This window comes from Micromonospora sp. CPCC 205539 (genome assembly GCF_036906815.1).
Taxonomy (GTDB): Bacteria; Actinomycetota; Actinomycetes; order Mycobacteriales; family Micromonosporaceae; genus Micromonospora.
The window spans coordinates 249687-275700 of sequence record NZ_JBAKHW010000007.1 but is presented as its reverse complement, the minus strand read 5'-3'; the positions used below and the strand labels follow the sequence as shown (position 1 = coordinate 275700).

At 71.2% G+C, this 26014-nt stretch carries 22 protein-coding genes; 15 read left to right on the top strand and 7 right to left on the bottom strand.

Annotated features, from left to right (window positions below):
* Nucleotides 1-30: 30 nt before the first annotated feature.
* Entirely contained in the window at nt 31-543 is a 513-nt protein-coding gene (locus V6V47_RS09455) for an Lrp/AsnC family transcriptional regulator (protein ID WP_334627701.1), read from the bottom strand.
* Between the two features lie 160 nt (nt 544-703).
* Between V6V47_RS09455 and V6V47_RS09450 the strand changes: the two genes are divergently transcribed.
* The 7 genes from V6V47_RS09450 (at nt 704) to V6V47_RS09420 (ending at nt 8638) form a co-directional block, all read left to right on the top strand.
* Nucleotides 704-1888, top strand: a complete 1185-nt coding sequence (locus V6V47_RS09450) for a polyamine ABC transporter substrate-binding protein (protein WP_334627700.1) — start codon at nt 704-706, stop codon at nt 1886-1888.
* Nucleotides 1889-1893: 5 nt separating this feature from the next.
* The gene (locus V6V47_RS09445) at nt 1894-3045 is read left to right on the top strand and encodes an ABC transporter ATP-binding protein (RefSeq protein ID WP_334627721.1); all 1152 of its coding nucleotides are present in this window, start codon (nt 1894-1896) and stop codon (nt 3043-3045) included.
* Nucleotides 3042-3956 carry an ABC transporter permease gene (locus V6V47_RS09440; RefSeq protein WP_334627699.1) on the top strand — a complete coding sequence of 305 codons (915 nt, stop codon included), beginning with the start codon at nt 3042-3044 and terminating at the stop codon, nt 3954-3956. The genes V6V47_RS09445 and V6V47_RS09440 overlap by 4 nt, the downstream gene beginning before the upstream one ends.
* Nucleotides 3953-4780: an ABC transporter permease gene (locus V6V47_RS09435; RefSeq protein WP_334627698.1), complete on the top strand. Its 828-nt coding sequence runs from the start codon at nt 3953-3955 to the stop codon at nt 4778-4780. Before V6V47_RS09440 ends, V6V47_RS09435 begins: the two co-directional genes overlap by 4 nt.
* A 76-nt stretch (nt 4781-4856) precedes the next feature.
* Complete coding sequence (locus V6V47_RS09430; RefSeq protein ID WP_334627697.1) at nt 4857-6323, top strand: NAD(P)/FAD-dependent oxidoreductase; 1467 nt, start codon at nt 4857-4859, stop codon at nt 6321-6323.
* On the top strand, nt 6323-7525 hold the full coding sequence (locus V6V47_RS09425; protein ID WP_334627696.1) for a saccharopine dehydrogenase family protein: 1203 nt from the start codon (nt 6323-6325) through the stop codon (nt 7523-7525). The genes V6V47_RS09430 and V6V47_RS09425 overlap by 1 nt, the downstream gene beginning before the upstream one ends.
* 267 nt (nt 7526-7792) lie before the next feature.
* Nucleotides 7793-8638 (top strand): DUF559 domain-containing protein, encoded by an 846-nt coding sequence (locus V6V47_RS09420; RefSeq protein WP_334627695.1) that lies wholly within the window; start codon nt 7793-7795, stop codon nt 8636-8638.
* Nucleotides 8639-8830: 192 nt separating this feature from the next.
* Here the strand turns inward: V6V47_RS09420 and V6V47_RS09415 are convergent, their stop codons facing one another.
* The 3 genes from V6V47_RS09415 to V6V47_RS09405 are packed head-to-tail and all read right to left on the bottom strand — an operon-like array spanning nt 8831 to nt 12003.
* The gene (locus V6V47_RS09415; RefSeq protein WP_334627720.1) at nt 8831-9178 is read right to left on the bottom strand and encodes a DUF779 domain-containing protein; all 348 of its coding nucleotides are present in this window, start codon (nt 9176-9178) and stop codon (nt 8831-8833) included.
* The gene (gene adh / locus V6V47_RS09410) at nt 9175-10680 is read right to left on the bottom strand and encodes an aldehyde dehydrogenase (RefSeq protein WP_334627694.1); all 1506 of its coding nucleotides are present in this window, start codon (nt 10678-10680) and stop codon (nt 9175-9177) included. Before adh ends, V6V47_RS09415 begins: the two co-directional genes overlap by 4 nt.
* 39 nt (nt 10681-10719) lie before the next feature.
* Nucleotides 10720-12003 (bottom strand): GAF domain-containing protein, encoded by a 1284-nt coding sequence (locus V6V47_RS09405; protein WP_334627693.1) that lies wholly within the window; start codon nt 12001-12003, stop codon nt 10720-10722.
* A 161-nt stretch (nt 12004-12164) separates the two neighbouring features.
* Between V6V47_RS09405 and V6V47_RS09400 the strand changes: the two genes are divergently transcribed.
* The 3 genes from V6V47_RS09400 to V6V47_RS09390 all read left to right on the top strand — a co-directional run bounded on the left by V6V47_RS09400 (nt 12165) and on the right by V6V47_RS09390 (nt 14606).
* Nucleotides 12165-13208 (top strand): threonine ammonia-lyase, encoded by a 1044-nt coding sequence (locus tag V6V47_RS09400; protein ID WP_334627692.1) that lies wholly within the window; start codon nt 12165-12167, stop codon nt 13206-13208.
* Nucleotides 13205-13876, top strand: coding sequence for a M15 family metallopeptidase (locus V6V47_RS09395; protein WP_334627691.1), 672 nt, complete (start codon nt 13205-13207; stop codon nt 13874-13876). Before V6V47_RS09400 ends, V6V47_RS09395 begins: the two co-directional genes overlap by 4 nt.
* Before the next feature lie 64 nt (nt 13877-13940).
* Complete coding sequence (locus V6V47_RS09390; protein ID WP_334627690.1) at nt 13941-14606, top strand: hypothetical protein; 666 nt, start codon at nt 13941-13943, stop codon at nt 14604-14606.
* A gap of 46 nt (nt 14607-14652) precedes the next feature.
* On the opposite strand, the gene gabT is transcribed toward V6V47_RS09390, so the two are convergent.
* Both gabT and V6V47_RS09380 read right to left on the bottom strand, forming a co-directional pair.
* Nucleotides 14653-15924 carry a 4-aminobutyrate--2-oxoglutarate transaminase gene (gene gabT / locus V6V47_RS09385; RefSeq protein WP_334627689.1) on the bottom strand — a complete coding sequence of 424 codons (1272 nt, stop codon included), beginning with the start codon at nt 15922-15924 and terminating at the stop codon, nt 14653-14655.
* 5 nt (nt 15925-15929) lie between these two features.
* Nucleotides 15930-17366 carry a gamma-aminobutyraldehyde dehydrogenase gene (locus V6V47_RS09380; protein ID WP_334627688.1) on the bottom strand — a complete coding sequence of 479 codons (1437 nt, stop codon included), beginning with the start codon at nt 17364-17366 and terminating at the stop codon, nt 15930-15932.
* A gap of 143 nt (nt 17367-17509) precedes the next feature.
* On the opposite strand from V6V47_RS09380, the gene V6V47_RS09375 reads away from it, so the two are divergent.
* On the top strand, nt 17510-18949 hold the full coding sequence (locus V6V47_RS09375; protein ID WP_334627687.1) for an aldehyde dehydrogenase family protein: 1440 nt from the start codon (nt 17510-17512) through the stop codon (nt 18947-18949).
* A gap of 60 nt (nt 18950-19009) precedes the next feature.
* Here V6V47_RS09375 and V6V47_RS09370 read toward each other — a convergent pair whose 3' ends face one another.
* Complete coding sequence (locus tag V6V47_RS09370) at nt 19010-20251, bottom strand: SUKH-3 domain-containing protein (protein WP_334627686.1); 1242 nt, start codon at nt 20249-20251, stop codon at nt 19010-19012.
* A gap of 79 nt (nt 20252-20330) precedes the next feature.
* On the opposite strand from V6V47_RS09370, the gene V6V47_RS09365 reads away from it, so the two are divergent.
* From V6V47_RS09365 to V6V47_RS09350, 4 genes are read left to right on the top strand one after another with little or no spacing between them, the layout of a single operon-like run.
* Nucleotides 20331-20753 carry a YbaB/EbfC family nucleoid-associated protein gene (locus V6V47_RS09365; RefSeq protein ID WP_334627685.1) on the top strand — a complete coding sequence of 141 codons (423 nt, stop codon included), beginning with the start codon at nt 20331-20333 and terminating at the stop codon, nt 20751-20753.
* Nucleotides 20750-21082 (top strand): hypothetical protein, encoded by a 333-nt coding sequence (locus V6V47_RS09360; protein WP_334627684.1) that lies wholly within the window; start codon nt 20750-20752, stop codon nt 21080-21082. The genes V6V47_RS09365 and V6V47_RS09360 overlap by 4 nt, the downstream gene beginning before the upstream one ends.
* 17 nt (nt 21083-21099) lie before the next feature.
* Nucleotides 21100-25578 carry a toxin glutamine deamidase domain-containing protein gene (locus tag V6V47_RS09355; protein ID WP_334627683.1) on the top strand — a complete coding sequence of 1493 codons (4479 nt, stop codon included), beginning with the start codon at nt 21100-21102 and terminating at the stop codon, nt 25576-25578.
* Nucleotides 25578-26009, top strand: coding sequence for a hypothetical protein (locus V6V47_RS09350; protein WP_334627682.1), 432 nt, complete (start codon nt 25578-25580; stop codon nt 26007-26009). The genes V6V47_RS09355 and V6V47_RS09350 overlap by 1 nt, the downstream gene beginning before the upstream one ends.
* Nucleotides 26010-26014 lie beyond the last annotated feature (5 nt).

The following is a 26014-nucleotide window of genomic DNA, read 5'->3' as shown; positions in this document are numbered from 1 at the left end:
GAAGTCGAGCGAACCAAGGCGAGCAACCCGTCAGGCCGTACCCCAGCTGTAGGTCTGCTTGCGCAGCTTGAGATAGACGAACGCCTCGGTGGAGAGCACCCCGGGCACCGCGCGCAGTCGTTGCAGGATCTCCAGCAGGTGGTCGTCGTTGCGGCAGACCACCTCGGTGAGCAGATCGAACGACCCGGCGGTGATCACCACGTAGTCGACCTCCTCCAGCTCGGCCAGCCGGTCGGCCACCGCCTCCAGGTCCCCGTCGGTCCGCAGGCCGATCATCGCCTGTCGGGGGAAGCCGAGTTGAAGTGGATCGGTGACCGCGACGATCTGCATCACGCCGGCGTCGAGTAGCCGCTGCACCCGTTGACGGACCGCCGCCTCGGAGAGCCCGACGGCCTTGCCGATGGTGGCGTACGGGCGGCGGCCGTCCTCCTGAAGCTGCTCGATGATCCGCTTGGCCACGTCATCCAGCAGAACGTGACTGGCACCTTCACGGACAGCGACGCGCCGCCCGCTGTTGCCGTTCTCCTGCTGGCGGTTCGTCATCGTTCGCTCCCCCTGTGCCGAATCATGATGTCGCGCGTGTGTCCCCGCGCAGTCTGGCGTATTTCGTCGTACATCGCTATTCCCGCAACGGAATCCCTTGTGAGTGAGCATGTCTCATGTCAGGATCAGTCGTCCATGGCACTGACCCCTAGGAGTCGTCATGCGTGCTCCCCTCCGGCCCCTCTCCCGGCGTGGACTGCTCACCGGCACTCTCGGTTCGGCCGCGTTGCTCGCCGCTGGCGGCAGCCTCGCCGGTTGCGGCACCAAGGGCGCCCAGCAGACCGAGGCCGGCTGCGTCAGCGAGGACCTCTCCGGCGCCGAGAAGAAGCTTGCCTTCTCCAACTGGCCGCAGTACATGGACGTGGACGAGAAGGACGAGTCCAAGCGGCCCAGTCTGGACGAGTTCATAACCAAGAGCGGCATCCAGGTCACGTACACCGAGGACATCAACGACAACAACGAGTTCTTCGGCAAGGTGCAGAACCAGCTCGCCGCCTGCCAGAGCACCGACCGGGACATCATCGTGCTGACCGACTGGATGGCGGCCCGGATGATCCGGCTCGGCTGGATCCAGAAGCTCGACCCGACGAAGATCCCGAACGTCCAGGCCAACCTGCTGCCCTCGCTGCTCAACCGCTCCTTCGACAGCGAGAACCGGATCTCCATCCCATGGCAGTCGGGCCTCGCCGGGTTGGCGTACAACGGCAGCGTCACCAAGGAGCTGCGTACCGTCGACGAGTTGCTCACCCGCCCCGACCTCAAGGGAAAGGTGACCGCGCTCAGCGAGATGCGCGACACCATGGGCCTGTTGTTGCAGTCCAACGGGCACGACCCGGCCACGTTCACCGCCGCCCAGTTCGATGACGCGCTCAACAAGCTCAAGAAGGCCGTCGACTCCGGGCAGATCCGCAAGTTCACTGGCAACGACTACGCACCCGACCTGGCCAAGGGTGACATCGCGGCGTGCATCGGCTGGTCCGGCGACGTCATCCAGCTCTCCAGCGAGAACGAGAAGGTGCAGTTCGTCGCGCCCGACTCCGGCGTGATCCTCTACAGCGACAACATGATGGTCCCGAACAAGGCCACCCACAAGGGCAACGCCGAGGCCTTGATCAACTACTACTACGAGCCGGCCGTCGCCGCCACGCTCGCCGCGTACGTCAACTACATCTGCCCGGTCAAGGGCGCGCAGGCCGAGATGGAGAAGATCGACCCGGAGTTGGCCGCCAACCCGCTGATCTTCCCCGACGACGCCCTGCTGGCGAAGTCGGCGGTGTTCATGGCCCTCGACGAAAAGCAGGAGAAGGAGTACGAGGGCAAGTTCCAGCAGGTCATCGGCGCGTGACGACGATGGGACGCGAGACGCCGGCCGGCGACCTGCGACTGGCCAACCTCACCAAGCGATTCGGCATCGTCACGGCGGTCGACGACCTCAGCCTGACCGTCCCACAGGGCTCGTTCTTCGCACTGCTCGGCGCGTCCGGCTGCGGCAAGACCACCACGCTGCGGATGATCGCCGGCCTGGAGGAGCCGACCAGCGGTCAAGTGCTGCTCGGTGATCGGGACATCGCCCGGCTGCGACCGTACAAGCGGCCGGTGAACACCGTCTTCCAGAGCTACGCGCTCTTTCCGCACCTCAGCATCTTCGAGAACGTGGCCTTCGGCCTGCGCCGACGTGGCATCCGCTCGGTCGACGACGAGGTGCTGCGCATGCTGTCGCTGGTGCAGCTCGACGGCTATGGCAACCGCCGCCCGGCCCAGCTCTCCGGCGGCCAGCAGCAGCGGGTCGCGCTCGCCCGCGCGCTGATCAACCAGCCGCAGGTGCTGCTGCTCGACGAGCCGTTGGGCGCGCTCGACCTCAAGCTGCGCCGGCAGATGCAGATCGAGCTCAAGCGCATCCAGACCGAGGTGGGCATCACCTTCGTCCACGTCACCCACGACCAGGAGGAGGCCATGACCATGGCCGACACCGTCGCGGTGATGAACGCCGGCCGGATCGAGCAGCAGGGCGCCCCGGCCGACATCTACGAGTATCCGGCCACCGCGTTCGTGGCGAGTTTCCTCGGCCAATCCAACCTGCTCGCCGCCGACGCCACCGGCGCAGGCGGGGGCGAGGTGTCCGTGACGGCGCACGGCGCGCGCTTCTCGGTGCCCGTCGGCCGCGCCCGGGCCGACCGAGGGCCGGTCCACCTGGGGGTACGCCCGGAGAAGCTGCACCTGGTCGGCTCCGCCGACCAGGTCCCCGTGGGTCGGCAGCACGTCACCGGGGTCATCACCGATGCCTCCTACGTCGGCGTCAGCACCCAGTACCTGCTGCGCACCGGCTGGGGCACCGAACTGTCGGTCTTCGCGGCCAACAGCGGGACGGCGGCGCAACTGCCCGTCGGCGGCGAGGCGGTGGCGTACTGGGATCCTCGGCACGCGTTCCTGCTGCCCCGCGAGCCCGGCGAGGACGACCGGACCAGTCCGCACCTGGACGAGCCGGTGGGGGCGACCCCGTGACCCTCCTGGCCCAGGTGCCGATGGGATCGGGGCAGTCGACACCTGCGCCACCGGCCGCCCGGTCCGGGCGGTACCGGCTGCTGCCGTACCTGTTGCTGCTGCCCGGCGCGGCCTGGCTGCTGCTGTTCTTCGCCGTGCCACTGGTGCAGCTCGCCGCCGCCAGCCTCTACGACCCGAGCGGTTCACTGTCCGCCGGGTACGCGCTGACCTGGGCATTCGGCAACTATCCCGACGTGCTCCAGGCGTACTGGCCGCAGTTCCTGCGCTCGTTCGGCTACGCCGGCCTGGCTCTGGTGCTGGCGCTGCTGCTGGGCTATCCGCTGGCGTACGCCATCGCGCAGAAGGCCGGCCGGTGGAAGAACCTGCTGCTGGTGTGCGTGGTCGCGCCGATGTTCACCAGCTTCCTGGTGCGCACGCTGGCCTGGAAGACCATCCTGTCGGACAACGGCGCGCTGGTCGGTCTGCTGCGCGACGTCCACCTGCTCGGGCCGGACGGCCGGCTGCTGGCCACCCCGTTCGCGGTGGTGCTCGGCCTGACGTACAACTTCCTGCCGTTCCTGGTGCTGCCGCTGTACGCGAACCTGGAGCGGCTGGACCACCGGCTGCTCGAGGCGGCCAGCGACCTGTACGCCAGCCCGGTGCAGTCGTTCCGCCGGGTGACCCTGCCGCTGTCGATGCCCGGTCTGGTCGCCGGCACGCTGCTGTTCTTCATCCCGGCCAGCGGCGACTACATCAACGCCGAGCTGCTCGGCACCCCGAACGAATACATGATCGGCAACGTCATCGACTCGGCGTTCCTGGTCCGGCTGGACTACCCGCAGGGCGCCGCGCTGTCGTTCCTGCTGATGGCGGCGATCCTCGCGGTGGTCTTCGGCTATCTGCGCCGGGCCGGCACGGAGGAGGTGCTGTGAGGCTCTCGCGCTGGCTGGCCGACCGCTGGGTGATGATCGTGGCGCTGCTGGTGCTCGGCTACCTGGCCCTGCCGATCCTGGTCGTGGCCGGGCTGTCGTTCAACCGCCCGTCGAGTCGGCTGTCGTACGACTTCAACGAGTTCACCCTGGACAACTGGCGACAACCGTGTGCGACCTCGGACATGTGCGACGCGGTCCTGCGCAGTGTGCAGATCGGCTTCCTCGCCACGGTGGTCGCCACCGTGCTCGGCACCCTGATGGCGTTCGCCCTGGTCCGGCACCGCTTCCGGGGGCGCTCGGGAATCAATGTGCTGATCTTCCTGCCGATGGCCACCCCGGAACTGGTGATGGGCACCTCGCTGCTGGCCCTCCTGGTCTCGGCCGGGGTGCCGCAGGGATTCTGGACCATCGTCGTCGCGCACGTGATGTTCTGCGTCTCGTTCGTGGTGGTCACCGTGAAGGCGCGGCTCACCGGGATGGATCGCCGGCTGGAGGAGGCCGCCATGGACCTCTACGCGAACGAGTGGCAGACCTTCCGACGGATCACCCTGCCGCTGGTGCTGCCCGGCATCGTGGCCGCCGCGCTGCTGTCGTTCTCGCTCAGCTTCGACGACTTCATCATCACGAACTTCAACGCCGGCACCACCGTCACGTTCCCGATGTACGTCTGGGGCGCTGCCCAGCGGGGCATCCCACCCCAGGTCAACGTCATCGGCACCGCGATGTTCGCGATCGCGCTGCTGCTGGTCGGGCTCAGCTCGCTCCGCGGCCGCCGAGCCCGCCGCGCCGCCCTGCCGGTCGGCCCAACGCGCCGGCCGTCATGAGCCCGCGGCGAGCGGGCCGGGCTCAGGGCCGCGTCTCGAGCCCGCGCCGTGCCGGCCCGGTCCAGGCCCGCCCGTCATGATCCTCCCGGATACTGGCCGCGCGTTGGCCGACGCGGCGCCCGTGCCGTACTGGCTCGACCGCCCGGGCCGCCCCGACCCGCTGCCGCCCCTCGCCGGCCCGCAGCACGCCGACCTGCTGGTGATCGGCGGCGGGTACAGCGGGCTCTGGGCCGCTCTGCTCGCCAAACAGGCCGACCCCGACGCGGACGTGCTGCTGGTCGACGCCGGCACGTGCGGCTGGGCCGCGTCCGGGCGCAACGGAGGGTTCTGCGCCGCCTCCCTCACCCACGGCCTGGCTAACGGTGTCGACCGTTTCCCCGCCGAGGTCGGTGAGTTGGAACGCCTCGGCCGGGAGAATCTGGACGCCATCGCCGCGACCGTTGACGCCTGTGGCATCGACTGCGACTTCGAGCGCACCGGCGAACTGGCGGTCGCGGTCGCGCCGTACCAGCTGGACGGGCTCGCCGCCGACGCCGAGTTGGCCCGCCGGTACGGCCACTCCGTGCGGCTGCTCGACGCCGACGAGGTGCGCGCCGAGGTGAACTCGCCGACGTACCTGGGTGCCCTGTTCGACGCCGGTCGGGTCGCCATGCTGGACCCGGCGAAGCTGGCCTGGGGGCTGCGCCGCGCCTGCCTCGAAGCAGGCGTGCGGGTGCACGAACACACCCGGGTCACCGGGTTCCGCGCCGACCGCACCGCGTTGTACGCCACGACGCTCGGCACCGACCCCGCCGACGTGCCGGCCAGCTCGGGCCGGTCTGGTGGACCAGTAGGTGGCCGGCCCGGCACGGTACGGGCCCGGCGGGTGGTGCTGGCCACCAACGCCTTCCCGCCGCTGCTCCGCCGGCTGCGGGCGTACGTGGTGCCGGTATACGACCACGTGCTGATGACCGAGCCGTTGACCCCGGCCCAGCGGGACGCGATCGGCTGGCGCAACCGGCAGGGGCTGGCCGACACCGGCAACCTGTTCCACTACTACCGGATCACCGCCGACGGACGGATCCTCTTCGGCGGCTACGACGCCGTCTACCACTACGGCAACCGGGTCGCGCCAAAGCTGGAGCAGCGCCCGGCCACGTTCGCCACCCTGGCGGAGCACTTCTTCACCACCTTCCCGCAGCTCGCCGACGTGCGCTTCAGCCACCGCTGGGGTGGCGTCATCGACACCTGCACCCGGTTCTGCCCGTTCTTCGGCACCGCGTACGACGGCCGGCTGGCGTACGCGGCCGGCTACACCGGCCTCGGCGTGGGCGCCACCCGCTTCGGGGCGCGGGTGCTGCTCGACCTGCTGGCCGGCGGGGACACCCCGCTGACCCGGCTCGAACTGGTCCGCCGCAAGCCACTGCCGTTCCCGCCGGAACCCGTCCGCGCGGTCGGCATCAATCTCACCCGCTGGTCACTGGCCCGCGCCGACGCGCGCGACGGCCGGCGCGACCTCTGGCTCCGTACTCTCGATCGTCTCGGTTTGGGGTTTGATTCCTGATGCGTGTCCTGCTCGTCGGCGCCGGTGGCGTCGGCTCCGCGGCCGTCGCCATCGCCGCCCGACGTACCTTCTTCGAGACCATGGTGGTCGCCGACCACGACCCGGGCCGCGCCGAGCGCGCCGTCGCCGGGCACGGTGACCGTTTCGTCGCCGCCCAGGTCGACGCGGCCTCGGCCGACGCGGTCGCCGCGCTCTGTCGGGAGCACCGGATCACCCACGTGCTCAACGCGGTCGACCCGCGCTTCGTCATGCCGATCTTCGATGGTGCGTTCGCGGCCGGCGCGGACTACCTGGATATGGCGATGTCGCTGTCCCGCCCACACCCGTCGCGCCCGTACGCCGAGACCGGGGTGATGCTCGGTGACGAGCAGTTCGCCCGCGCTGACGACTGGGCCGCGGCCGGTCGGCTGGCACTCTGCGGCATCGGCGTCGAACCCGGCCTGTCCGACGTGTTCGCCCGTTACGCCGCCGACGAGCTGTTCAGCGAGATCGACGAGATCGGCGTCCGGGACGGGGCGAACCTCACCGTCGACGGCTACGACTTCGCGCCCTCGTTCTCCATCTGGACGACCATCGAGGAGTGCCTCAACCCGCCGGTGATCTGGGAGAAGGATCGAGGCTGGTACACGACCGAGCCGTTCAGCGAGCCGGAGGTCTTCCACTTCCCCGAGGGCATCGGGCCGGTCGAGTGCGTCAACGTCGAGCACGAGGAGGTGCTGCTCATCCCGCGCTGGGTGCGGGCCCGGCGGGTCACTTTCAAGTACGGCCTCGGCGACGAGTTCATCGAGGTGCTCAAGACGCTGCACAAGGTCGGTTTGGACGCGGTCTCCCCGGTCCGGGTACGCGGCGTCGAGGTGTCGCCGCGCGACGTCGTCGCGGCCAGCCTGCCCGACCCGGCGACCCTCGGGGACCGGATGCGCGGCAAGACCTGCGCGGGGACCTGGGTGCGTGGGCTCGGCCCCGACGGGCAGCCTCGGGAGGTCTACCTGTACCACGTGGTCGACAACGAGTGGTCGATGCGGGAGTACGGCCATCAGGCGGTGGTCTGGCAGACCGCCGTCAACCCGGTGGTCGCGTTGGAACTGCTCGCCAGTGGTGCCTGGGCCGGCGTAGGGGTGCTCGGCCCCGAGGCGCTGCCCCCGGTGCCCTTCCTCGAGCTCCTGACCGACTACGGGTCACCCTGGAAACTGGAGGAACGATAAGCCGATCGGCCCCGCCACGACCGGCCCGGCGGACCCGGCTCGGTGCCGCGCGGGGGTTTGCGGCGATCTTGCACTTTCTGCCCCCGCATTTTTCGCATAACGGGCATCTTGGGGGCAGAAAGTGCAAGATCGCGTTGCGAGGGAAGGCACGTTTGGGGTGCTAGCAGAGGAGCGCACTGGATTGCGGGCTGTCCACAGGGGAATTTCTTGTCCACAGGTTCGGAGCATGGGCCCCGTTTGGGTCCTTAAGGCAGTCAGTCTGCCGGCATGGCTACTCAGTTGTGGCGTACCGATGCGTTGATGCGAACACTGACCGTGCGGCGGATCCGGACCCGGCTCGGCCGCGAGGAACTGCTCCGGGTGCGTAGGGGTGTATACACCGCGCATCCCAGTGACGATGATGATGAATTGCGGGCGTTGCTGCTGCGTCTTCCCAGTGCGGCCATGCTGGCCAGACAGAGCGCGGCGCGTCGGCACGGCTTCGGGGTGTTACGGGACGACCTCGTGCACATCCAGTTGCCCGCCGATGTGCCGAAGCCTCGCTTGCCCGGACTGGTCGTACACCACACGGTCGTGCCCGTTCGGCCGGTCCTCGTCGGGGGTCTGCCCTGTGTCCCGGCGGCGCGCTGTGCCGTCGACCTGGCCCGTGCCGTGCGGCGGATCGACGCGCTCCCAGTACTCGACGCGGCGCTCCGGTCGGGCGCGGTCACCCAGGAAGACCTGCTCGCAGAGTTGACGACTCACCGGGCACTGCGTGGCATTCGGCAGGCCCGTGAGCTCGTGTCGTTGGCTGATGGGCGGGCAGAGTGCCGACAGGAGAGTCAGATACGACTGATTCTGATTGATGGACGACTGCCGTCGCCGGAGCCGCAGATGTGGGTCTATGACCGTCAGGGCATCCCTCTCTATCGGCTTGATCTGGGGTATCGCGAACGCCGAGTCGGCATCGAGTACGACGGCCTGTCGCATCTGGACCGCAATCGACTCCGCTACGACCGAGAACGGCTCAACTGGCTCGACGCGAACGGCTGGCGAATGCGCTACTTCACCGACCGTGACCTCTACCGACGCCCCCAATACATCACGGCCACAATTCGCGCAGCACTCTCCTAGCTCATCCTGCCCCGCGCCCGCCCTCGCCCTCGCCCTCGCCCGCGCCCGCGCCCCGCCCATGCCCGCCCCCGCCCCCGCCCCGCCGATCATGCGCTTTCTGCCTGGACTATTGCCGCAATAGCGACACCTGAGCGACACAAAGTGCAAGATCGCGGGGGCGAGCCGGGGGCGAGCCAGGGCGGGGCGGAGGGCTCAGGCTGCTAGTTGGGAGCGGATGAGGAAGCGGAGTCCTTCGGGGGCTTCCAGGGAGAAGCCACTGCCTCGACCGGGGACTACGTCGACGGTCAGGCGGGTGTGTTTCCACAGCTCCCACTGGGACTTCGACATCCAGAACTCGACCGGCTCGGACACCCCGTCGACCGCGAGCGAGGCGAGCAGGACGTCGGCCGAGCCGGTCCGGAACTCGCCCGCCGGGTAGCACATCGGTGCGCTGCCGTCGCAGCAGCCGCCGGACTGGTGGAACATCAGCGGCCCGTGCCGCCCCCGCAGCGACCGGATCAGCTCGGCCGCCGCAGGGGTGACGGAGACGACGTCCATCAGAAGAAGCCGAGCTTCTGGGTGGAGTAGCTGACCAGCAGGTTCTTGGTCTGCTGGTAGTGCTCCAGCATCATCTTGTGGTTTTCCCGACCGATGCCGGACTGCTTGTACCCGCCGAACGCCGCGTGCGCCGGGTACGCGTGGTAGCAGTTGGTCCACACCCGCCCGGCCTGGATGGCCCGCCCGGCCCGGTACGCGGTGTTCATGTCCCGGGTCCACACGCCGGCGCCGAGCCCGTACAGGGTGTCGTTGGCGGTCTTGACGGCGTCGTCGAGGTCGGCGAAGGAGGTCACCGAGACCACCGGCCCGAAGATCTCCTCCTGGAAGATCCGCATCGAGTTGTCGCCCTCGAAGATGGTCGGCTCGACGTAGTAGCCGCCGGACAGCTCGCCGCCCAGGTCGGCGCGTGCCCCACCGGTGAGCACGCGAGCGCCTTCCTGCCGGCCGATGTCCAGATAGGACAGGATCTTCTCCAGCTGGTCGTTGGAAGCCTGGGCCCCGATCATCGTGTCGGTGTCCAGGGGGTGCCCGGCGACGATCGCCTTCGTGCGGTCCACCGCCGCGGCCAGGAAGTCGCTGTAGTGGCCCTGCTGGATCAGCGCCCGGGACGGGCAGGTGCAGACCTCGCCCTGGTTGAGCGCGAACATGGTGAAGCCTTCGAGCGCCTTGTCGAAGAAGTCGTCCCGGGCAGCGCTGACGTCGTCGAAGAAGATGTTCGGGCTCTTGCCGCCCAGCTCCAGGGTGACCGGCTTGATGTTCTCACTGGCGTACTGCATGATCAGCCGCCCGGTGGTGGTCTCGCCGGTGAACGCCACCTTGGCGACCCGGGCCGAGGACGCCAGCGGCTTGCCGGCCTCCACTCCGAAACCGTTGACGATGTTGACGACGCCGGGCGGCAGCAGGTCCGCCACCAGAGACAGCCAGTAGTGGATGGACGCCGGGGTCTGCTCGGCCGGCTTGAGCACCACGGCGTTGCCGGCGGCCAGCGCGGGTGCCAGCTTCCAGGTGGCCATCAGGATCGGGAAGTTCCACGGGATGATCTGCCCGACCACGCCGAGTGGCTCGTGGAAGTGGTACGCCACGGTGTCGTCGTCGATCTCGCCGAGCGAGCCCTCCTGCGCGCGGATGGCCCCGGCGAAGTAGCGGAAGTGGTCGATCGCGAGCGGGATGTCGGCAGCGAGGGTCTCCCGGATCGGCTTGCCGTTCTCCCAGCTCTCGGCGATGGCCAGCGACTCCAGGTTGTCCTGCATCCGGTCGGCGATGCGGTTGAGGATCAGCGCGCGTTCGGCCACCGAGGTACGCCCCCAGGCGTCGGCGGCGCCGTGCGCGGCGTCCAGGGCCTTCTCGACGTCTTCGGCGGTGCCTCGGGCCACCTCGGTGAAGGTCTGCCCGGTGACCGGGCTGGGGTTCTCGAAGTAGCCGCCGAGGTGCGGCTTGACGTACTCGCCGCCAATGAAGTTGTCGTAGCGGGACTGCCAGTGGGTGGGCGCGTCGTAGCGCGTCATGGTTACCTCCGCCGTCGGTGTGCGGTGCCGACGGCGACGCTAGTTTCCGCGACGTTGCAGGAACGTTGCGCGCGGCAGGTCGTACTCCCGGATGAGCTGGTCGATGTGGGCCAGCGCGAGTGGCCGGCGTGGCGCGCCCGTCGGCAATGCCCCGGCCAGGGCCTGCCAGGCGGTCAGGTCGTCGGCGCCGGCCGGCGTCGCGGTCCAGGCCGCGAGCAGCGCCGGGTCCGCGGCGGCCAGCACGGCCGCGCGCAACCGGCCGTCGATCAGCCGGCGTAGTCGCGTCACTCCCGGCGCGTCCGAGCCGGGCAGCAACGGCCCGGGGTACGCGTCGAGCGCGCCCGCCGGATCGCCCTGGTCCAGTTGGTCCGCGATGGTACGGAAGTCGGCCCGGACGGTGCCGCGCAGCCGGTACGGGCGGGAGTCGAGCAGCTCGGGGCCGAGCACCCGGCGCAGCCGGGACAGCTCCGCGCGCAGGGTGACGGGGTGCAGCCGGTCGTCGCCGTACAGGTCCAGGCCGAGCTGCTCGCCGGTGCGCCCCTCGGGATGGTCGAGCAGCAGCACCAGCAGCTCGCTGTGCCGGCGGCCGAGCCGGATGCGCCGCCCGTCGACCCGCAGCTCGGCCTCGTCGCGGCCGAGCGCGGTCACGGTGGTGACGCCCGGCTCCACCGGCCGGTCGGCGGCGAGCTGCGCCTCGGCGGCCCGCGCGGTTGCCCGGACCAGCGCGAGGCTGTGCGGGTTGGCCAGGTGGTCGCCGCCGGTGATGTCGACCGCGCCGAGCAGCCGCCCGGTGGCCGGGTCGTGGATCGGCGCGGCGGCGCAGGTCCAGCGCTGCACCGGCCGACTGAAGTGCTCGGTGGCGAAGATCTGCACGCTGTGGTCCACGGCCAGGGCGGTGCCGGGGGCGTTCGTGCCGGCGTGCGACTCGTCCCACCGGGCGCCCGGCACGAAGTTCATCCGCTCGGCGTGCCGCAGCACCCCCGGGTGCCCCTCCACCCAGAGCAGTCGCCCGTACGCGTCGCACACCGCCATCAGGTGCGCCCCGTCCTGGGCGATACCGCCAAGCAGGTCGCGGAACAGCGGCAACACCCGGGCCAGCGGGTGGGCGGTGCGGTAGTCGGCCAACGCGTCGTCGGCCAGGTCCACGGGTGGGGTGGCCTCAGGATCGAGGCGCGACGAGCGTTCCCACGAGCGGCGGACCACGTCCCGCACCCGGTGCGACGGGGCGCCCGCGGTGAGGAACGCCTCGTGGGCGGCACCGACCTGCGCGATCCGCTCCGCCGGATCGACGCCGAACTCCAGGGCGAGCCACGGGTCAGCCATCGGGCGACCTCCTCGCCCCCATGGTGACGCAGCTCACCTTTGATTGCCACCCGCTCTGCCCACGGAACGGACGGCCGTGGCGGATCACTCCGGCGGGTGCTTCCATAGACCGCTGGATCCCACCCCCGGCGTGGCCGAGGCCCGCAGCCTGAAGGAGAACCATGTCACGCACCGCCGGCCCGGTCCGGGCCGATGTCGAGGAGGCGGCCCGCTGGCTGTCCGGCCGGGTGGTCCCCACTCCCGTGCTGCGGTCCCCGGTGATCGACGAGATGGCCGGGGCCCGGGTCCTGCTCAAGGCGGAGAACCTCCAGCACGGCGGCTCGTACAAGATGCGGGGCGCGCTCCGGGCGGTCGGCCGGCTCGTCGAGGCCGGCCACACGGGAGTGATCGCGCAGAGCACCGGTAACCACGCGGTGGCGGTGGCGTTGGCAGCCCGGGAGCACGGGCTCGCGGCCACCGTGGTGTTGCCGGTCGACGCCGCTCCGACGAAGGTCGACGGGGCTCGCGCGGCGGGGGCCCAGGTGGTGTTCGCCGGCACCAGCGTCGAGGAGCGGGTGGCGACGGCCCGGGGGCTCAGTGCCGAGACCGGCCACCCCGTCGTCGACGCGTACGACCACCCGGACGTCATCGCCGGGCAGGGCAGCGCCAGCCTGGAGCTGATCGAGCAGGCCGAGCGTGCCGGCACTCCGTTGGACGCGTTGGTCGTACCGGTCGGTGGTGGTGGCGGGGTGGCGGGCGCCTGCCTGGCCGCCGCCGGCAGCGGCATCGAGGTGTACGGCGTGGAGCCGGTGGGCTGCGACTCGCTGGCCCGCAGCCTGGAGGCCGGTCGGCGGATCCCCGTCGCGCCGGCCCCCACGATCGCCGACGGCCTGCGGCCGTCCTGTGTCGGTGAGCTGCCGTTCGCCATCGCGCGGACGGCCCTGCGCGGGGTCGTCCGGGTCGACGACGACGAGATCGCGGAGGCGTTCCGGCTGCTCTTGATGGAGGCGAAGGTGCTCGCCGAGCCGTCCGGGGCGGCCGGCCTGGCCGGTGCGTTGCGCCTCCCGGCCGAGGCCGGCGCGGCCCGGACCGGTGTGCAACCGGAGCAGCGCCGGACGATCGGCGTGGTGGTGACCGGTGGGAACGTGGAGGCGGCGCTGGTGGCTCGGTTGGCGGGCCGGCGTCCGGCCGAGCGGGCCGCGACCACCGCGGGGAGCACCCGATGATCCTGCTCTCCGACCCTCGGGTGGCGGCGGTGCCCAGTGCCGACGACGGCGACCCGCTGGTGGACCTGCGCGAGTTGCCGGAGCTGCGACTCGACGACCGTGCGGCTGATCCGGCCGGGGCGTACGCCCGGCTGCGCACCGGGGTGGCCGATCGGCTGCTGGCCGCGCAGCGGGCGTTGCCGGCCGGGATTCGCCTGCTGGTCGTCGAGGGCTACCGGCCGTACCAGGCCCAGCTGGCGATCTTCACCGGCTACCGCGACGAGCTGCGTCGGCGGTACCCGGAGTGGTCCCCGGAGCGGCTGCACCGGGAGACCTGCAAGTTCGTCTCGCCCGTCGAGGTGGCCCCGCACAGCACCGGCGGTGCGGTGGACCTGACCCTGTGCACCGAGGACGGGGTGGAGCTGGACCTGGGCACCGCCATCGACGACACCCCGGAGGACAGCGGCAACGCCTGCTTCACCGACGCCCCCCAGATCAGCGCGACCGCGCGCCGGCACCGGCAGATGATGGTGGACGTGCTCGGCGGCGCGGGGATGATCAACTATCCGACCGAGTGGTGGCACTGGTCGTACGGCGACCGTTACTGGGCGTTGATCACGGGCGCGCCGAGCACCTGCTACGGGCCGGTGGACCTGGCCGCCGTGGGAGCCGGTGCCCGTACCGGGTGAACGGTAGGGCGCTCCCGTCCGTACCAGGCGTCGTAGACACCACCGAGGACGGGAGTGAACGGCGATGAGGGTGCAGCGCAGGCACGTGCTGGCGGCGACCGTGGCGGTGCTCGCCGCGGCGGGCGTGGCGGTGGGGACCGGATTCGGGTTCGCCGGCACCACTGCGGCACGGCAGTCCGTCTGCTCCGGCTCGGTCACCTTCTCGGCGGAGGGTGGTGCACCGGCGGCCACCAGCGACCGGTTCCCGGTGGGCACCCGGCTGCGGGTGACCAACCTGGACAACAACCGGGTCGCCACGGTGACGGTGAACGGTCCGTCGGGCAGTTGTGTGCTGCTCAACGCCGCCGCCATGGAGCTGGTCCGCGAGCCGGGCAAGAACGTGGTCCGGCGCAACGTGGTGGAGCGGCTCAACGGCGACGCCCCGCCGCCGGCCGCCGGCTCGACGCGCCCCGGTGCGGCGTCACCCGGGGTGCCCGGCCCGGCACCCCGCTCGGTCTGCCCGGGCTCGATCACCTTCTCCGCCGAGGGCGGCGCGCCGGCCGCGAGCAGCAACCGGTTCCCGGTGGGCACCCGGCTGCGGGTGACCAACCTGGACAACAACCGGGTGACCACGGTGACGGTGACCGGCCCGTCGGGCAGTTGTGTGCTGCTCAACGCCGCCGCCATGGACCAGATCCGCGAGCCGGGCAAGAACGTGGTCCGTCGCAACACCGTCGAGCTGCTGCGCTGACGCGGGTCGGGCGCCCTCCGGCGAGGCGGGCGCCCGAGCCGTCAGCTCAGCCGAACGCCGCGTCGAGGATGGCCGCCCCACGGGCGAGGTGCTCGTCGGAGATCACCAGCGGCGGCAGGAGGCGCAGCACGTTGCCGTACGTGCCGCAGGTCAGGGTGAGCAGGCCGGCGGCGTGGCAGGCCGCCGAGACCGCCGCGGTGGCGGCCGGGTCGGGGACGAGCGTGCCCGGCTGGACCAGCTCCACGGCGAGCATCGCGCGCCGGCCGCGTACCTCGGCGACCCGCCCATCCCGGTCGGCGATGGCTTGCAGGCGGGGGACCAGCGCCGCCTCGATCCGTCGAGCCGCGCAGGCCAGGTCCAGCTCGTGCATGGTCTCGATGGTGGCCAGCGCGGCGGCGCAGGCGATCGGATTGCCGCCGTACGTGCCGCCGAGGCCGCCGACGTGCACCGCGTCCATCAGCTCGGCCCGCCCGGTCACCGCGGCGAGCGGCAACCCGCCGGCGATGCCCTTGGCCAGGGTGACCAGGTCGGGCTCGACGCTTTCGTGCTGGCAGGCGAACCAGTCCCCGGTACGGCAGAAGCCGGTCTGGATCTCGTCGGCGACGAGGACCACCCCGGCGGCCGTCGCCCAGGCCCGTAGGGCCGGCAGGAAACCCGGCGCGGGCACCACGAAGCCGCCCTCGCCCTGGATCGGCTCGATCAGCAGCGCGGCGACGTTCTCCGCGCCGACCTGCTTCTCGATCATCTCGACCGCCCGTGCCGCGGCCTCCGCGCCGGAGAGCCCGCCGTCGCGCAGCGGGTACGACATGGGCACCCGGTAGATCTCCCCGGCGAACGGCCCGAAGCGGTGCTTGTACGGCATGTTCTTCGCGGTCAACGCCATGGTCAGGTTGGTCCGGCCGTGGTACGCGTGGTCGAAGACCACGACCGCCGGCCGCCCGGTGGCGTGCCGGGCCACCTTCACGGCGTTCTCCACCGCCTCGGCACCGGAGTTGAACAGCGCCGAGCGCTTCTCGAACCCGCCCGGCGTCAGCGCGTTGAGCTGCTCGCACACGGCCACGTACGACTCGTACGGCGCGACCATGAAGCAGGTGTGGGTGAACCGCTCGACCTGCGCGCGGACCGCCTCGACGACCTTCGGGGCGGAGTTGCCGACGCTGGTCACCGCGATGCCGGCGGCGAAGTCGATCCACTCCCGTCCGTCGACGTCGGTGATCGTCGCGCCGAAGGCGGTGTCCACGTAGGACGGGATGACGCTGCCGACGCCCCGGGCGACGGCAGCGCCGCGCCGTTTGTGCAACTCGTCAGATGTGGTCACCGGTGTCAGCCTTCGATGTTGTGCATGACGTGCTTGATCCGGGTGTAGTCCTCCAGGCTGTAGACCGAGAGGTCCTTGCCGTGCCCGGAGTGCTTGAAGCCGCCGTGTGGCATCTCGGAGACGAACGGGATGTGGGTGTTCACCCAGACGCAGCCGAAGTCCAGTCGACGCGTCATCCGCATCGCCCGGCCGTGATCCCGCGTCCAGACCGAGGCGGAGAGGCCGTAGTCGACCCCGTTGGCCCAGCGCACCGCCTCGTCCTCGTCCGAGAACCGCTGCACGGTGATGACCGGCCCGAACACCTCGTCCTGGATGATCTCGTCGGCCTGGCGTAGCCCGGAGACCACGGTCGGGGCGTAGAAGTAGCCGCGGTCGCCCTGTCGCGTACCGCCGGTCTGGATCGCCGCGTGGTCCGGCAGCCGATCGACGAAACCGCTGACCCGGGCGAGCTGATTGGCGTTGTTCAGCGGGCCGTAGAGCACGTCGGCGTCGTCCGGGGCGCCGGTCTTGGTGTTGCGGGCCTGCTCGGCGAGCGCCGCCACGAAGTCGTCGTGGACGCCCGGGCCGGCCAGCACCCGGGTGGCGGCCGTGCAGTCCTGCCCAGCGTTGAAGTAGCCGCCCAGCGCGATGGCCTCGGCCGCCGCCGCCACGTCCGCGTCGTCGAAGATCACCACCGGGGCCTTGCCGCCCAGCTCCAGGTGGGTCCGCTTCAGGTCGGGGGCCGCCGCGGCGGCGACCTCCATGCCCGCCCGGGTCGATCCGGTGATCGACACCAGCTGCGGGGTCGGGTGCGAGACGAGGGTACGACCGGTGTCCCGGTCGCCACACACCACGTTGAACACCCCCGGTGGGAAGAACTCCGCGGCGATCTCGGCGAGCAGCAACGTCGACACCGGCGTGGTGTCCGACGGCTTGAGCACGACGGTGTTGCCGGCGGCGAGCGCCGGGGCGATCTTCCACACCGCCATCATCAGCGGGTAGTTCCACGGGGTTACCTGGGCGCAGACGCCAATCGGCTCGCGCCGCACGTACGAGGTGTGCCCGGCCAGGTACTCCCCGGCGGACCGCCCCTCCAGCAGCCGGGCCGCACCGGCGAAGAACCGGAGCTGGTCCACCGCGGGCGGCAGCTCCTCCTCGGCGGTCAGCTGGCGCGGCTTGCCGGTGTTGCGCACCTCGGCGTCGATCAGCTCGGCGGCCCGCGCCTCCACCGCGTCGGCGAGCTTGAGCATCGCCCGCTGCCGCTCGGCCGGGGTCACCTCCCGCCAGCTCTCGAAAGCGGTGGCCGCGGCGGCCATCGCGGCGTCCACGTCGGCGGCGCCGGAGACCGGGGCCTGGGCGAACACCTCGCCGGTGCAGGGGTCGATCAGGTCGGCGTAGCCACCGTCGGCCGGGTCGACGTAGGAGCCGTTGACGAAGTTGCGCAGCTGCTGCTGGTCACTCATGACGGGTTCACTCCGAAGGGGCCGGGGGCGCGGTTCTGCGGCGGTAATCGCGATCTGTATGCCATCTTCGCTACTGAATTCGCGGCAGACAAGGGATGCAGCAACTGTTTCCGTCGACTGCTGTCTCGTCTACGCTGCTGGGCGTGGAGCCCGTCGCCTTCTTCGTCGCGTCCCGCCCCGCCCACGGTGAGGGGGAGCTGACCGTCCACCATCCGTACGACGGTCGCCCGGTGGGGCGTACCACTCTCGCCACCGCCGACCAGGTCGAAGCCGCCGTCGCCGCTGCGGCCGGGGTGGCCGCGCAGGCCGCGGCTCTGCCCGCGCACGCGCGCGCGGCGGCCCTGGACCACGTGTCCCGCCGGCTCGCCGAACGGGCCGAGGAGTTCGCCGCGCTGATCACCGCCGAGAACGGCAAGCCGGTGAAGTGGGCGCGGGCCGAGGTCGGGCGGGCGGTCTCCACCTTCCGGTGGGCGGCCGAGGAGGCCCGGCGCTTCTCCGGGGACCTGCAACGACTCGACACCGATCCGGCGGCCGACGGGCGGATCGCGCTGGTCCGGCGCGTGCCGAAGGGGCCGGTGCTGGGCATCGCGCCGTTCAACTTCCCGCTCAACCTGGTCGCGCACAAGGTGGCGCCGGCCATCGCGGTCGGCGCGCCGATCATCGTCAAGCCGGCCCCGGCGACACCACTGACCGCGCTGCGGCTCGGCGAGCTGCTGGCCGAGACCGACCTGCCGGCGGGCATGTTCTCCGTGCTGCCGCTGCCGAACTCCCGGGCCGCCGAACTCGTCTCCAACCCTCGGCTGCCGGTGGTGTCGTTCACCGGCTCCGGTCCGGTCGGCGCGGCCATCCGCCGGCAGGTGCCGGAGAAGCACGTCACGCTGGAGCTGGGCGGCAACGCGGCTGCGGTGATCTGCGCGGACTGGGCAGCGGACGACGACCTGGACTTCGCCGCGCAGCGGATCGCCACCTTCGCCAACTACCAGGCCGGCCAGTCGTGCATCGCGGTCCAGCGGGTGTACGTGCACCACACGCTCTACGCCGAGCTCCTGCCCCGGCTGGTCACAGCGGTGCGCGCACTGCGCACCGGCGACCCCGCCGCCGAGCTGACGGACGTGGGGCCGTTGGTGTCCGAGGACGCGGCCCGCCGGGTCGAGACGTGGGTCGCCGAGGCGGTCGTCGCTGGCGCCACCGTCGAGGTGGGCGGCGACCGCGACGGCGCCACGTACCCCCCGACCGTGCTCACCGGCGTGCCGGCGGACGCCAAGGTCGTCGCCGAGGAGGTGTTCGGGCCGGTGCTGGTGGTCACCCCGGTCGCCGACGACCAGGCCGCGTTCACCGCCGTCAACGATTCGGTGTACGGGCTGCAGGCGGGCGTGTTCACCCGGCGCCTGGACGTGGCGTTCTCCGCGGCGCGGGCGCTCGAGGTGGGCGGGGTGATCGTCGGTGACGTGCCGTCGTACCGGGCCGACCAGATGCCGTACGGCGGGGTGAAGGGCAGCGGCGTCGGCCGGGAAGGGCTGCGCAGCGCGATGGACGACTACACCGAGGCCCGGGTCATGGTGCTGACCGGGTTCACGCTCTAGTCGGCGCGCGCTCTGGTCGGTCTGCGCCCCAGCCGGCGCGCGCTCTGGTCGGCCTGCGTCCTAGCTGGCCTGCCAGGTGCCGTCGTCACGGACCCGGGCGGGGGCCCGGCCGAGCAGCAGGGTGGTCAACGCGGCATCGATGGTGTCGCCGAGGAACCACTCGCCGGCCTGATCCAGCGCGAAGACCCGGCCGCGCTCGTCCACCGCCAGGATGCTCTGCTGCTGCTCGCTGCCGATCGGAAAGAGCCGTACGCCGAGCACCGCGCCGAAGTCGGCGAGCGTGTCGGCGGTGTGCGCGATGGCGTGCGGACGGATGTCGAAGCGGGAGATCCACACCTGCTCACCCGGGCCGCGCCGGGCACCGACGAGACTCGGGAACGCGGTCAACGCCTCCATGGCAGCGGAAAAGGCCGCGTGCTCGTGGGCCTGCCCCGACACCGCCGTGACGTCCCGCAGGGCAGCGGCGGCCATGATCCGATCGCCGATGTGCGGTCGCCAGCCCGCTGCCACCAGCGCACTGGCCACCTCGGGCGGGAAGCGGCCCGGATCGGGGTCGGGCTGCGCCTCGGGCGACCAGGGCTGCGAAAATGCCCGCTCGGACAACGGCAGCACGTTGGCGTGCACCAGGAAGTTGATGCACGAGTCGCAGGGTCGTTCGGCCGGACCGGCCGCCGGGTCACCCGGCTCGCGCACCAGCACGGTCTCGAATCGGGCCTCGTCCAGCAGGGTCGCCGCGTCGGCAGGGCCCATCGGAGCGATGCCCTCGGCGGCCCGCCGGTGGTCGTACTCGTGCAGCACGTCGGAGACGACGATCAGCTCCGCGTGCCGCTCGCCACCACGGACCAGCTCACTGGGCGGCAGCGCGTCCAGGTAGGCGCGGACCAGCGGGTGGTGGTGCAGCGGCACGTCACCCTTCGCGCCCTGGGCCGTCCAGATCCGGCCGCCCACGGTCAACTGCGCGACCGTGTCCGGTGTGGGTAGCCGCCGCATGTCGCGCAGCAGCCGGCTCTCCGGGTCGACGGTGCGCGGTGCCGTGGGGCCGTCCGGCCGGCTGCGCCGGTAGGTCTCCGCCACCACCGCGCTCGGCACCCGGGGCCAGGTGGTGACCTCGCCGGTCTGCTTGTCGACCACCGTGGTCGGCAGGTCACCGGGGACCGTCCGCGCCTCCGTCGACACGGTGGACGTGATGACGTAACCGAGGTCGAACTCGTCGACCGTCGGGGTGCACTCGAAGCCGAGACGCAGCGAATCCCGCCGTGCCCAGGCGGCCGCGAGCTGCTCGGCCTGTTGACGGTCGATCACGCACCGAAACTACCGGACCACAAGGATCGGTGGCGCCCGGTATGGTTCGCAATACCGACGGTGACCGGGAGGTGCGGCGGTGAGCGAACGCGTGGAGCGGGACGCCAATCGCGAGCTACGGGCCCGATTCGACGACGTGTACGGCCAATACCAGCAGCTCAGATCCGGTTTGGACAGTCTGCAGACGCGACTCGCCGAGCTGCGGGTGACCCGGCGGTCGGCCGACGGGCAGGTGATCGCCACCGTCGGGGCCCGGGGCGAGCTGATCACCATCGACCTGGACCCGGCCGTCTACCGCGACCGGGACGCCGAGGCGCTGAGCCGCAAGATCACCGAGACGGTCCGCGCTGCCGCTACCGCAGCCACCACCGCCACCCGTGACCTGGTGGCCGAGAGCATGCCGGCCGGCTCCGGGTCGGTGGAGTTCCTGCGTACCGGTGACTTTGGTGCGCTGCTCGGCCGGGCCGACAGCGTGCTCGGGCGGGGCGAGGGGGCGACATGACCGACGGGCAGCTCTGGCTCGACCCGTCCCGGGCCCAGCGGGGCGGCGCCGACCTGGCCCTCGCCGGCGAGGCGGTGACCGCCCGCCGCGCGGCGGAGGGCGGCGAGATCGAGGTCGCCAGCGCGGCTCGGCCGTGGGGGCGCGACGACATCGGCGCCGCGTTCGAGCGAAGCTACCGCGGGTTCGAGCAGACCCTGCTGCGAGCCTGGACGGGCGTCGGCAACCGACTCACCGAGTTGGGCACCGACGTGGTCCACGCGGTCGACGCCAGTGTGCAGACCGACAGGGCCAGCGCCAGCCGGTTCGACCGGGCCGCCGACCAGCGCTGACGGCAGGGGCGATCCGGATGAGCGTGCTGCCCAGCCCGATTCCCCACCCACTGGACTTCGCACCCTGGGACGTCCCGGGCTGGATCTACGACGCCCTCGACTGGGTGGTCGGCGTGCAGTGGCCCGAGGGCAACGAGCGGGCCGTCTGGGACCTCGCCGACCAGTGGTACGCGGTCGCTTCCGTCCTCGCCGGCCCACAGGCCGACGCCGCCGCGGCCGCCGCCGAGGTGCGCAGCGGGTACGGCGGCGTCGGCGCGGTCGACGCCGCCTTCGAGGCCGCCTGGCGGGCGGTCGCCGACGGCGACGAGGCGCCGTTGCCGGTGCTGCTCGCGGTCACCGCCGACCTGGGCCGGCTGGTCGAGGAGTGCGGCTGTGACATCGAGGGCGCAAAGCTCGAAGTCTGGATCGAGCTGGGCATCCTGGTCATCGAGCTGCTCTCGCTGGCCGTGGCGGCGCTGCTCACCGCCGGTGCCGCGACCCCGGCCGCCGGTGCGGCCATCACCGCGACCCGGCTGCTCATCCAGCAGATCATCAAGCGACTGCTCGGGCAACTGGCCAGCAAGACCCTCAAACACGGGCTCAAGGAGGCTGGCGAGCGGGCCGCCAAGGAGGTCACGAAGGGTGGCGTACGCGGGTTCGCCAAACGAGCCACCCGCGAGGGTCTGGAGGAGGCGGGGGAGGAGGCCGGGATCAGCCTGGCCACCCAGGCGTACCAGAACTCCACCGGCCGGGCCCACGGCCTGGACATGACCGATCTGGGCGCATCGGCGGTCGGTGGGCTCGCCGGTGGGGCGGTCGCACCGCTGGCCGGTCTGGGCCGGCACGCGACCGGGCGCGCGGCGAAGGTCGGGGAGCACCTGGGTCGGGAGATGACCGGCGAGATGCTCGCCGAGAGCGCCGCCGGCCTGGCCACCGGGCAGGGTCTGACCCCGGTGGAGGACATCGTCCGGGCTGCCGCGTCCGGGGTCACCGGGTCCGCGACCGGGCAGGCCGACAAGGCGTTGCACGCGCGGCTCGACGCGCAGGCCAACGCTCTCGGGGGAGCTTCGCTCGCCGGTCCCTGGCTCCCGCCGGTCGATTCCCCCGCGGACGCGGTGGCGGGGGTGCCCTCCGATGCGGTGTCTTCGGCTACGGCGTCTTCGCTCGCGTCGTCTTCGGGTGTGGAGGCATCCCCTGCGGAGGCGGCTTCGCCGGCGGCCTCGGACGTTGGTCTGCCGCGCGAGGCCGGGCTGCCGCCGTCTCCCGACGGGGCGTCGCCCCCGCTCACCGCGGCCGGGCCGTCCGAGGTGAGTCGTTCGGCGCTCCCGCCGGACACGGCGACCTCGGTGGACGGGCCGGTCGCGACCAATCCCACGCTCTCCTCGGTGGTCGCCGATCCCACGCTCTCGACTGTCACGACGCCGGTAGCCGGCACCCCCGACTCGACCAGCGGACCAGCGGCTAGTGCCGCGCCGGCCAACGCGCCGCCCGCGAACTCCCCGAGCACGGCTACCGGTCCGGTGCCGCCGATTGCGTCCACCGCTCCGGTGCCATCGTCCACGTCTATCGCTCCGGCGTCGCCGGTCGCGTCGTCGGTCGCGTCGTCGGTCGCGTCGCCGGTTGTGGCCGCTGGTTCGGCGTCGCCGGTTGCGTCTGCTGGGCCGGCGTCGCCGGTTGCGTCCGCTGGTCCGGAGTCACCGGTCCTGTCGGCTGGCCCGGCCTCGCCGGTTGCGTCCGCTCGTCCGGCGTCGCCCGTTGCGTCCAGCGTTCCGGCCCCGCCGATCGTGTCTAGCGGGCCGGTGCCACCGGCCACGTCCAATGGCCCGGCACCGCCGGTTGCGTCCGCCGGTCCGGTGGCGGGTCTGTCTCCCGGCGTCGTGACCACACCCGGGGCAGCGGGGTTCGGTGCGTGGGGCACGACGGTCATCGGCTCGTCGGACGGGACGGCGGTGGGCCGATCCCCTGTGCCAGCGCGGTTCCGGGTCCGGGAGGCGCTCGCGCCGGTCCACGTGCCCGACCATCCGGCTCGCGGTCGAGCGTCGATCCCCGCCGACGTGGCGGCGCTCGACGACCCCTCGTTGCCCGGCTGGGAGAGCAGCGACTGGTACGCGGCGCGCTGGGCAGCCGAGGCGGACGCGGTCGAGCGGCGGCGCTACCAGGGTTACTACGAGACCCAGCGGACCCGGTTCGAGAACAATCGCCGGCAGGCTGAGGCAATCCGGCTGCGTACCCAGGCCGCGGAGCATGACCGACGGGCCAGCGAGTACGCCAGCTACGCCCACAACTTGCGCGAGACCGGTCATCCGCGCTGGGCCGACGGCTGGCAGCGGACCGCGAACGACGAGGTGCGCGCGTACACCGAATGTCTTGACCTAGCCGACGCGGTGTTGGCCGGCACCACGGCGCCGCCCGTCGTGGACATCGGCGACGCCTACTTTCGGCAGGCCAACGAGGACGTGGGCGCCCTCGCCCTCGGCGCGGTGGAGACCGCTGACCGGTCCGGGCTCAGTGGCCGCGACGTGCCGCCGCCGATCGACGACACCCGGCCGTACGGGCGGCCCGGAGGGCTGCGCCCGCCGCTGGCCCTGCATCAGGTCGACGTCGAACGGCGGGTGCCTCGCGAGCCGGACGGCACCGTCACCCGCACCGCCGACCCCCGGCGCGGCGGCTGGTTCCGGCTTCTGAACGACGGCGGTCCCCGGGCCGACGCCACCCGGGGCATCAACTGCCTGGACTGCACTCTGTCGCTCTACGAAACGTGGGTGCACGGGCGCCCCCGGGTATCGGCACCGCGTACCTTCGACGGCTACCTCGACGGCGACACCCGACGTCCGATCCGGGGTGAGGCGGGTGGGCCGGGCCGGGTAGAGGACGTGACCGGCGGACGCTTCCAGCGGCTGCTCGCCCCGGCCAATGGCCAGAGTCCGCACCCCGCGCAGGCGCGGCAGGTCGCCGACCGGGGCTACGCCAATCTGCACGACCAACTGCTGCTGGGCGGCCACGGCAGCTACGCGTTCCTGATCACCGAGTGGCCGAACGGCGGCTCGCACGCCTGGGTGGCGCTCAATCAGAACGGCACCGTGCTCTACGCCGACCCGCAGAGCGGGCTCGTTCGAGACCGGCCGTTGTACCCCGACGTGGTCGGCATCGACGCGCTGCTATTGAGCGGCGACGGCCGGCCGATGCCGCTGGGCGGGCTGCCCCGGGGTCGATTCAGCGAGCGTCCCGACCTGCCGGACCATCCACCAGCGCGCGACGACGGCGGTCACGGCGACCCGTACATCAACCGGATGTATTTGCTGCTGGACGGCCCGGGGTCCGTCGATCCGGCCGCCCTGGGCGACGACGGCACGGCTGAGTCTGACCAGTTGGACCAGACCCGGAGCATCCTGCTGCGCAGTACCGAGATGGATCAAGTCTTCGCGGCCGGGGTGAGCCCGGCTGAGTTTGCCTCAGCAGTGGATGCGCCGACCCTCCGCCGTCTCGTACCGGACCTTGACGAGGCAGCGGCCCGGGACGTAGCGCAACTTTTCGCAGACGCCCGCGTCCAAGCCATGTTGGACAGCACGGGGCGAGAGCCACCCCCGAACGAGCCAGAGCTGGCTCACTCCCTGGTCCGGCAATTGGTACAGCGGCCGGACCTCGCTCGGATGATCCTGGCGACGCCGGAACTGGCCAACTCGCTCACTGCCCGTCCGCTGACCCTGCATCATCTGGCTAGTCATCGGCAGGCGATCGACGTGCTCGGCGAGGTGCTCGACGATCTCGCCGAGCAGGAGGCAGCAGGCCTGGAGGCAGAGAGTGTCCAGCAGGTGCCTCCTCCGCAGCCAACTCCCCTCAGCGACGAGCAGCGCCGCATCAGTGCCAGCGTCCGGTCGCGCCCGGGGGTGATTGCGCAGGCAGGGTTCGACGAAAGTCGCCGTGCTGATGATGCCTACCGGCAGCGCTACCTCGACGACCTCTATTCAGCGGCAGCCGTGGCTCAGGAAGAGCTGAACCAGCTCGCGGTGGCCCTCGCCCAGGTGGATGACCATCGCGTCGGTGAGCCGGGCTGGCGTCCTCAGCCCAAGGACCGACGCCGAGCCGAAGACAAGGTCAATATGCAGCAGGGTGATGCGTCGAAGTTGCTCGACCTTGCTGCCGCAAAAGTCGAGTTTCAGCGCCTCGACGACCCCTACGCCGCACTCGCCCGGGTACGGGATCACCCGGGAGTCGAGATCGTAAGTTGCGAAGACCGTTTCGTCTCGCCGATAAGCAGCGGTTACCGGGACGTGCAGCTGGGGCTACGCACGCAGAACGGTCACGTGGCGGAATTTCGGCTGCACCTGGCCGCGCTTGATGCTGTGGCGGTTTGGGAGCATGTGCTTTATGAAGTGCGGCGTGACGTTGAAGCCCTTGCCCAGGCGGAGGGGCGATCGTTGACGCTGCGGGAGCGCGTGATCACGGGCGGGATTCGTCGTCGCGAGCAAGAGTTGTTCTGGCAGGCACTACAGTCAACCTTCGAGGGAAATACCTAATGTCCGATGGCCTTCTGCTCCCCTCCTACTACCTCTACTACGGATCCCCGGTGAAAATCGTGGAGACGCCTGACGGTGGTGCTCGGGTATGGCGGGTCTTCATTGACACGGGAGGTTGGCAGGAGAAAAACGACCTCTTCGTGAAGATCACGCTAGCCGTCGGGGGTGACATCTTCACTCGCACCGCTGAAGAGTTCGTGCAGGAAGTGGAGGCGTTCCGCGCCCATTACCTGAGTGGGGATGGGCCTATCTACGCCCTCTACGAGACGGTGCGGTCAATTGAGGATCTGGCCAACGCCGAGGAGCGCTACTTGACGCCTAAAGAGGAGGCTCTCATCAGGGGCATTCGGCAGCGGACGTTCGTGATGTTCGAGGAGCAGCTTCGTGCGGCTGGTGATCCTGGTGCCGATCCCGAACTGGCGGCGGGTTAGACGAC

Coding starts and splice junctions, on each gene's coding strand:
- V6V47_RS09455 (WP_334627701.1), bottom strand. CDS start 543: ATGACGAACCGCCAGCAGGAGAACGGCAACAGCGGGCGGCGCGTCGCT.
- V6V47_RS09450 (WP_334627700.1), top strand. CDS start 704: ATGCGTGCTCCCCTCCGGCCCCTCTCCCGGCGTGGACTGCTCACCGGC.
- V6V47_RS09445 (WP_334627721.1), top strand. CDS start 1,894: ATGGGACGCGAGACGCCGGCCGGCGACCTGCGACTGGCCAACCTCACC.
- V6V47_RS09430 (WP_334627697.1), top strand. CDS start 4,857: ATGATCCTCCCGGATACTGGCCGCGCGTTGGCCGACGCGGCGCCCGTG.
- V6V47_RS09425 (WP_334627696.1), top strand. CDS start 6,323: ATGCGTGTCCTGCTCGTCGGCGCCGGTGGCGTCGGCTCCGCGGCCGTC.
- V6V47_RS09420 (WP_334627695.1), top strand. CDS start 7,793: ATGGCTACTCAGTTGTGGCGTACCGATGCGTTGATGCGAACACTGACC.
- adh (WP_334627694.1), bottom strand. CDS start 10,680: ATGACGCGCTACGACGCGCCCACCCACTGGCAGTCCCGCTACGACAAC.
- V6V47_RS09405 (WP_334627693.1), bottom strand. CDS start 12,003: ATGGCTGACCCGTGGCTCGCCCTGGAGTTCGGCGTCGATCCGGCGGAG.
- V6V47_RS09400 (WP_334627692.1), top strand. CDS start 12,165: ATGTCACGCACCGCCGGCCCGGTCCGGGCCGATGTCGAGGAGGCGGCC.
- V6V47_RS09395 (WP_334627691.1), top strand. CDS start 13,205: ATGATCCTGCTCTCCGACCCTCGGGTGGCGGCGGTGCCCAGTGCCGAC.
- V6V47_RS09390 (WP_334627690.1), top strand. CDS start 13,941: ATGAGGGTGCAGCGCAGGCACGTGCTGGCGGCGACCGTGGCGGTGCTC.
- V6V47_RS09380 (WP_334627688.1), bottom strand. CDS start 17,366: ATGAGTGACCAGCAGCAGCTGCGCAACTTCGTCAACGGCTCCTACGTC.
- V6V47_RS09360 (WP_334627684.1), top strand. CDS start 20,750: ATGACCGACGGGCAGCTCTGGCTCGACCCGTCCCGGGCCCAGCGGGGC.
- V6V47_RS09355 (WP_334627683.1), top strand. CDS start 21,100: ATGAGCGTGCTGCCCAGCCCGATTCCCCACCCACTGGACTTCGCACCC.
- V6V47_RS09350 (WP_334627682.1), top strand. CDS start 25,578: ATGTCCGATGGCCTTCTGCTCCCCTCCTACTACCTCTACTACGGATCC.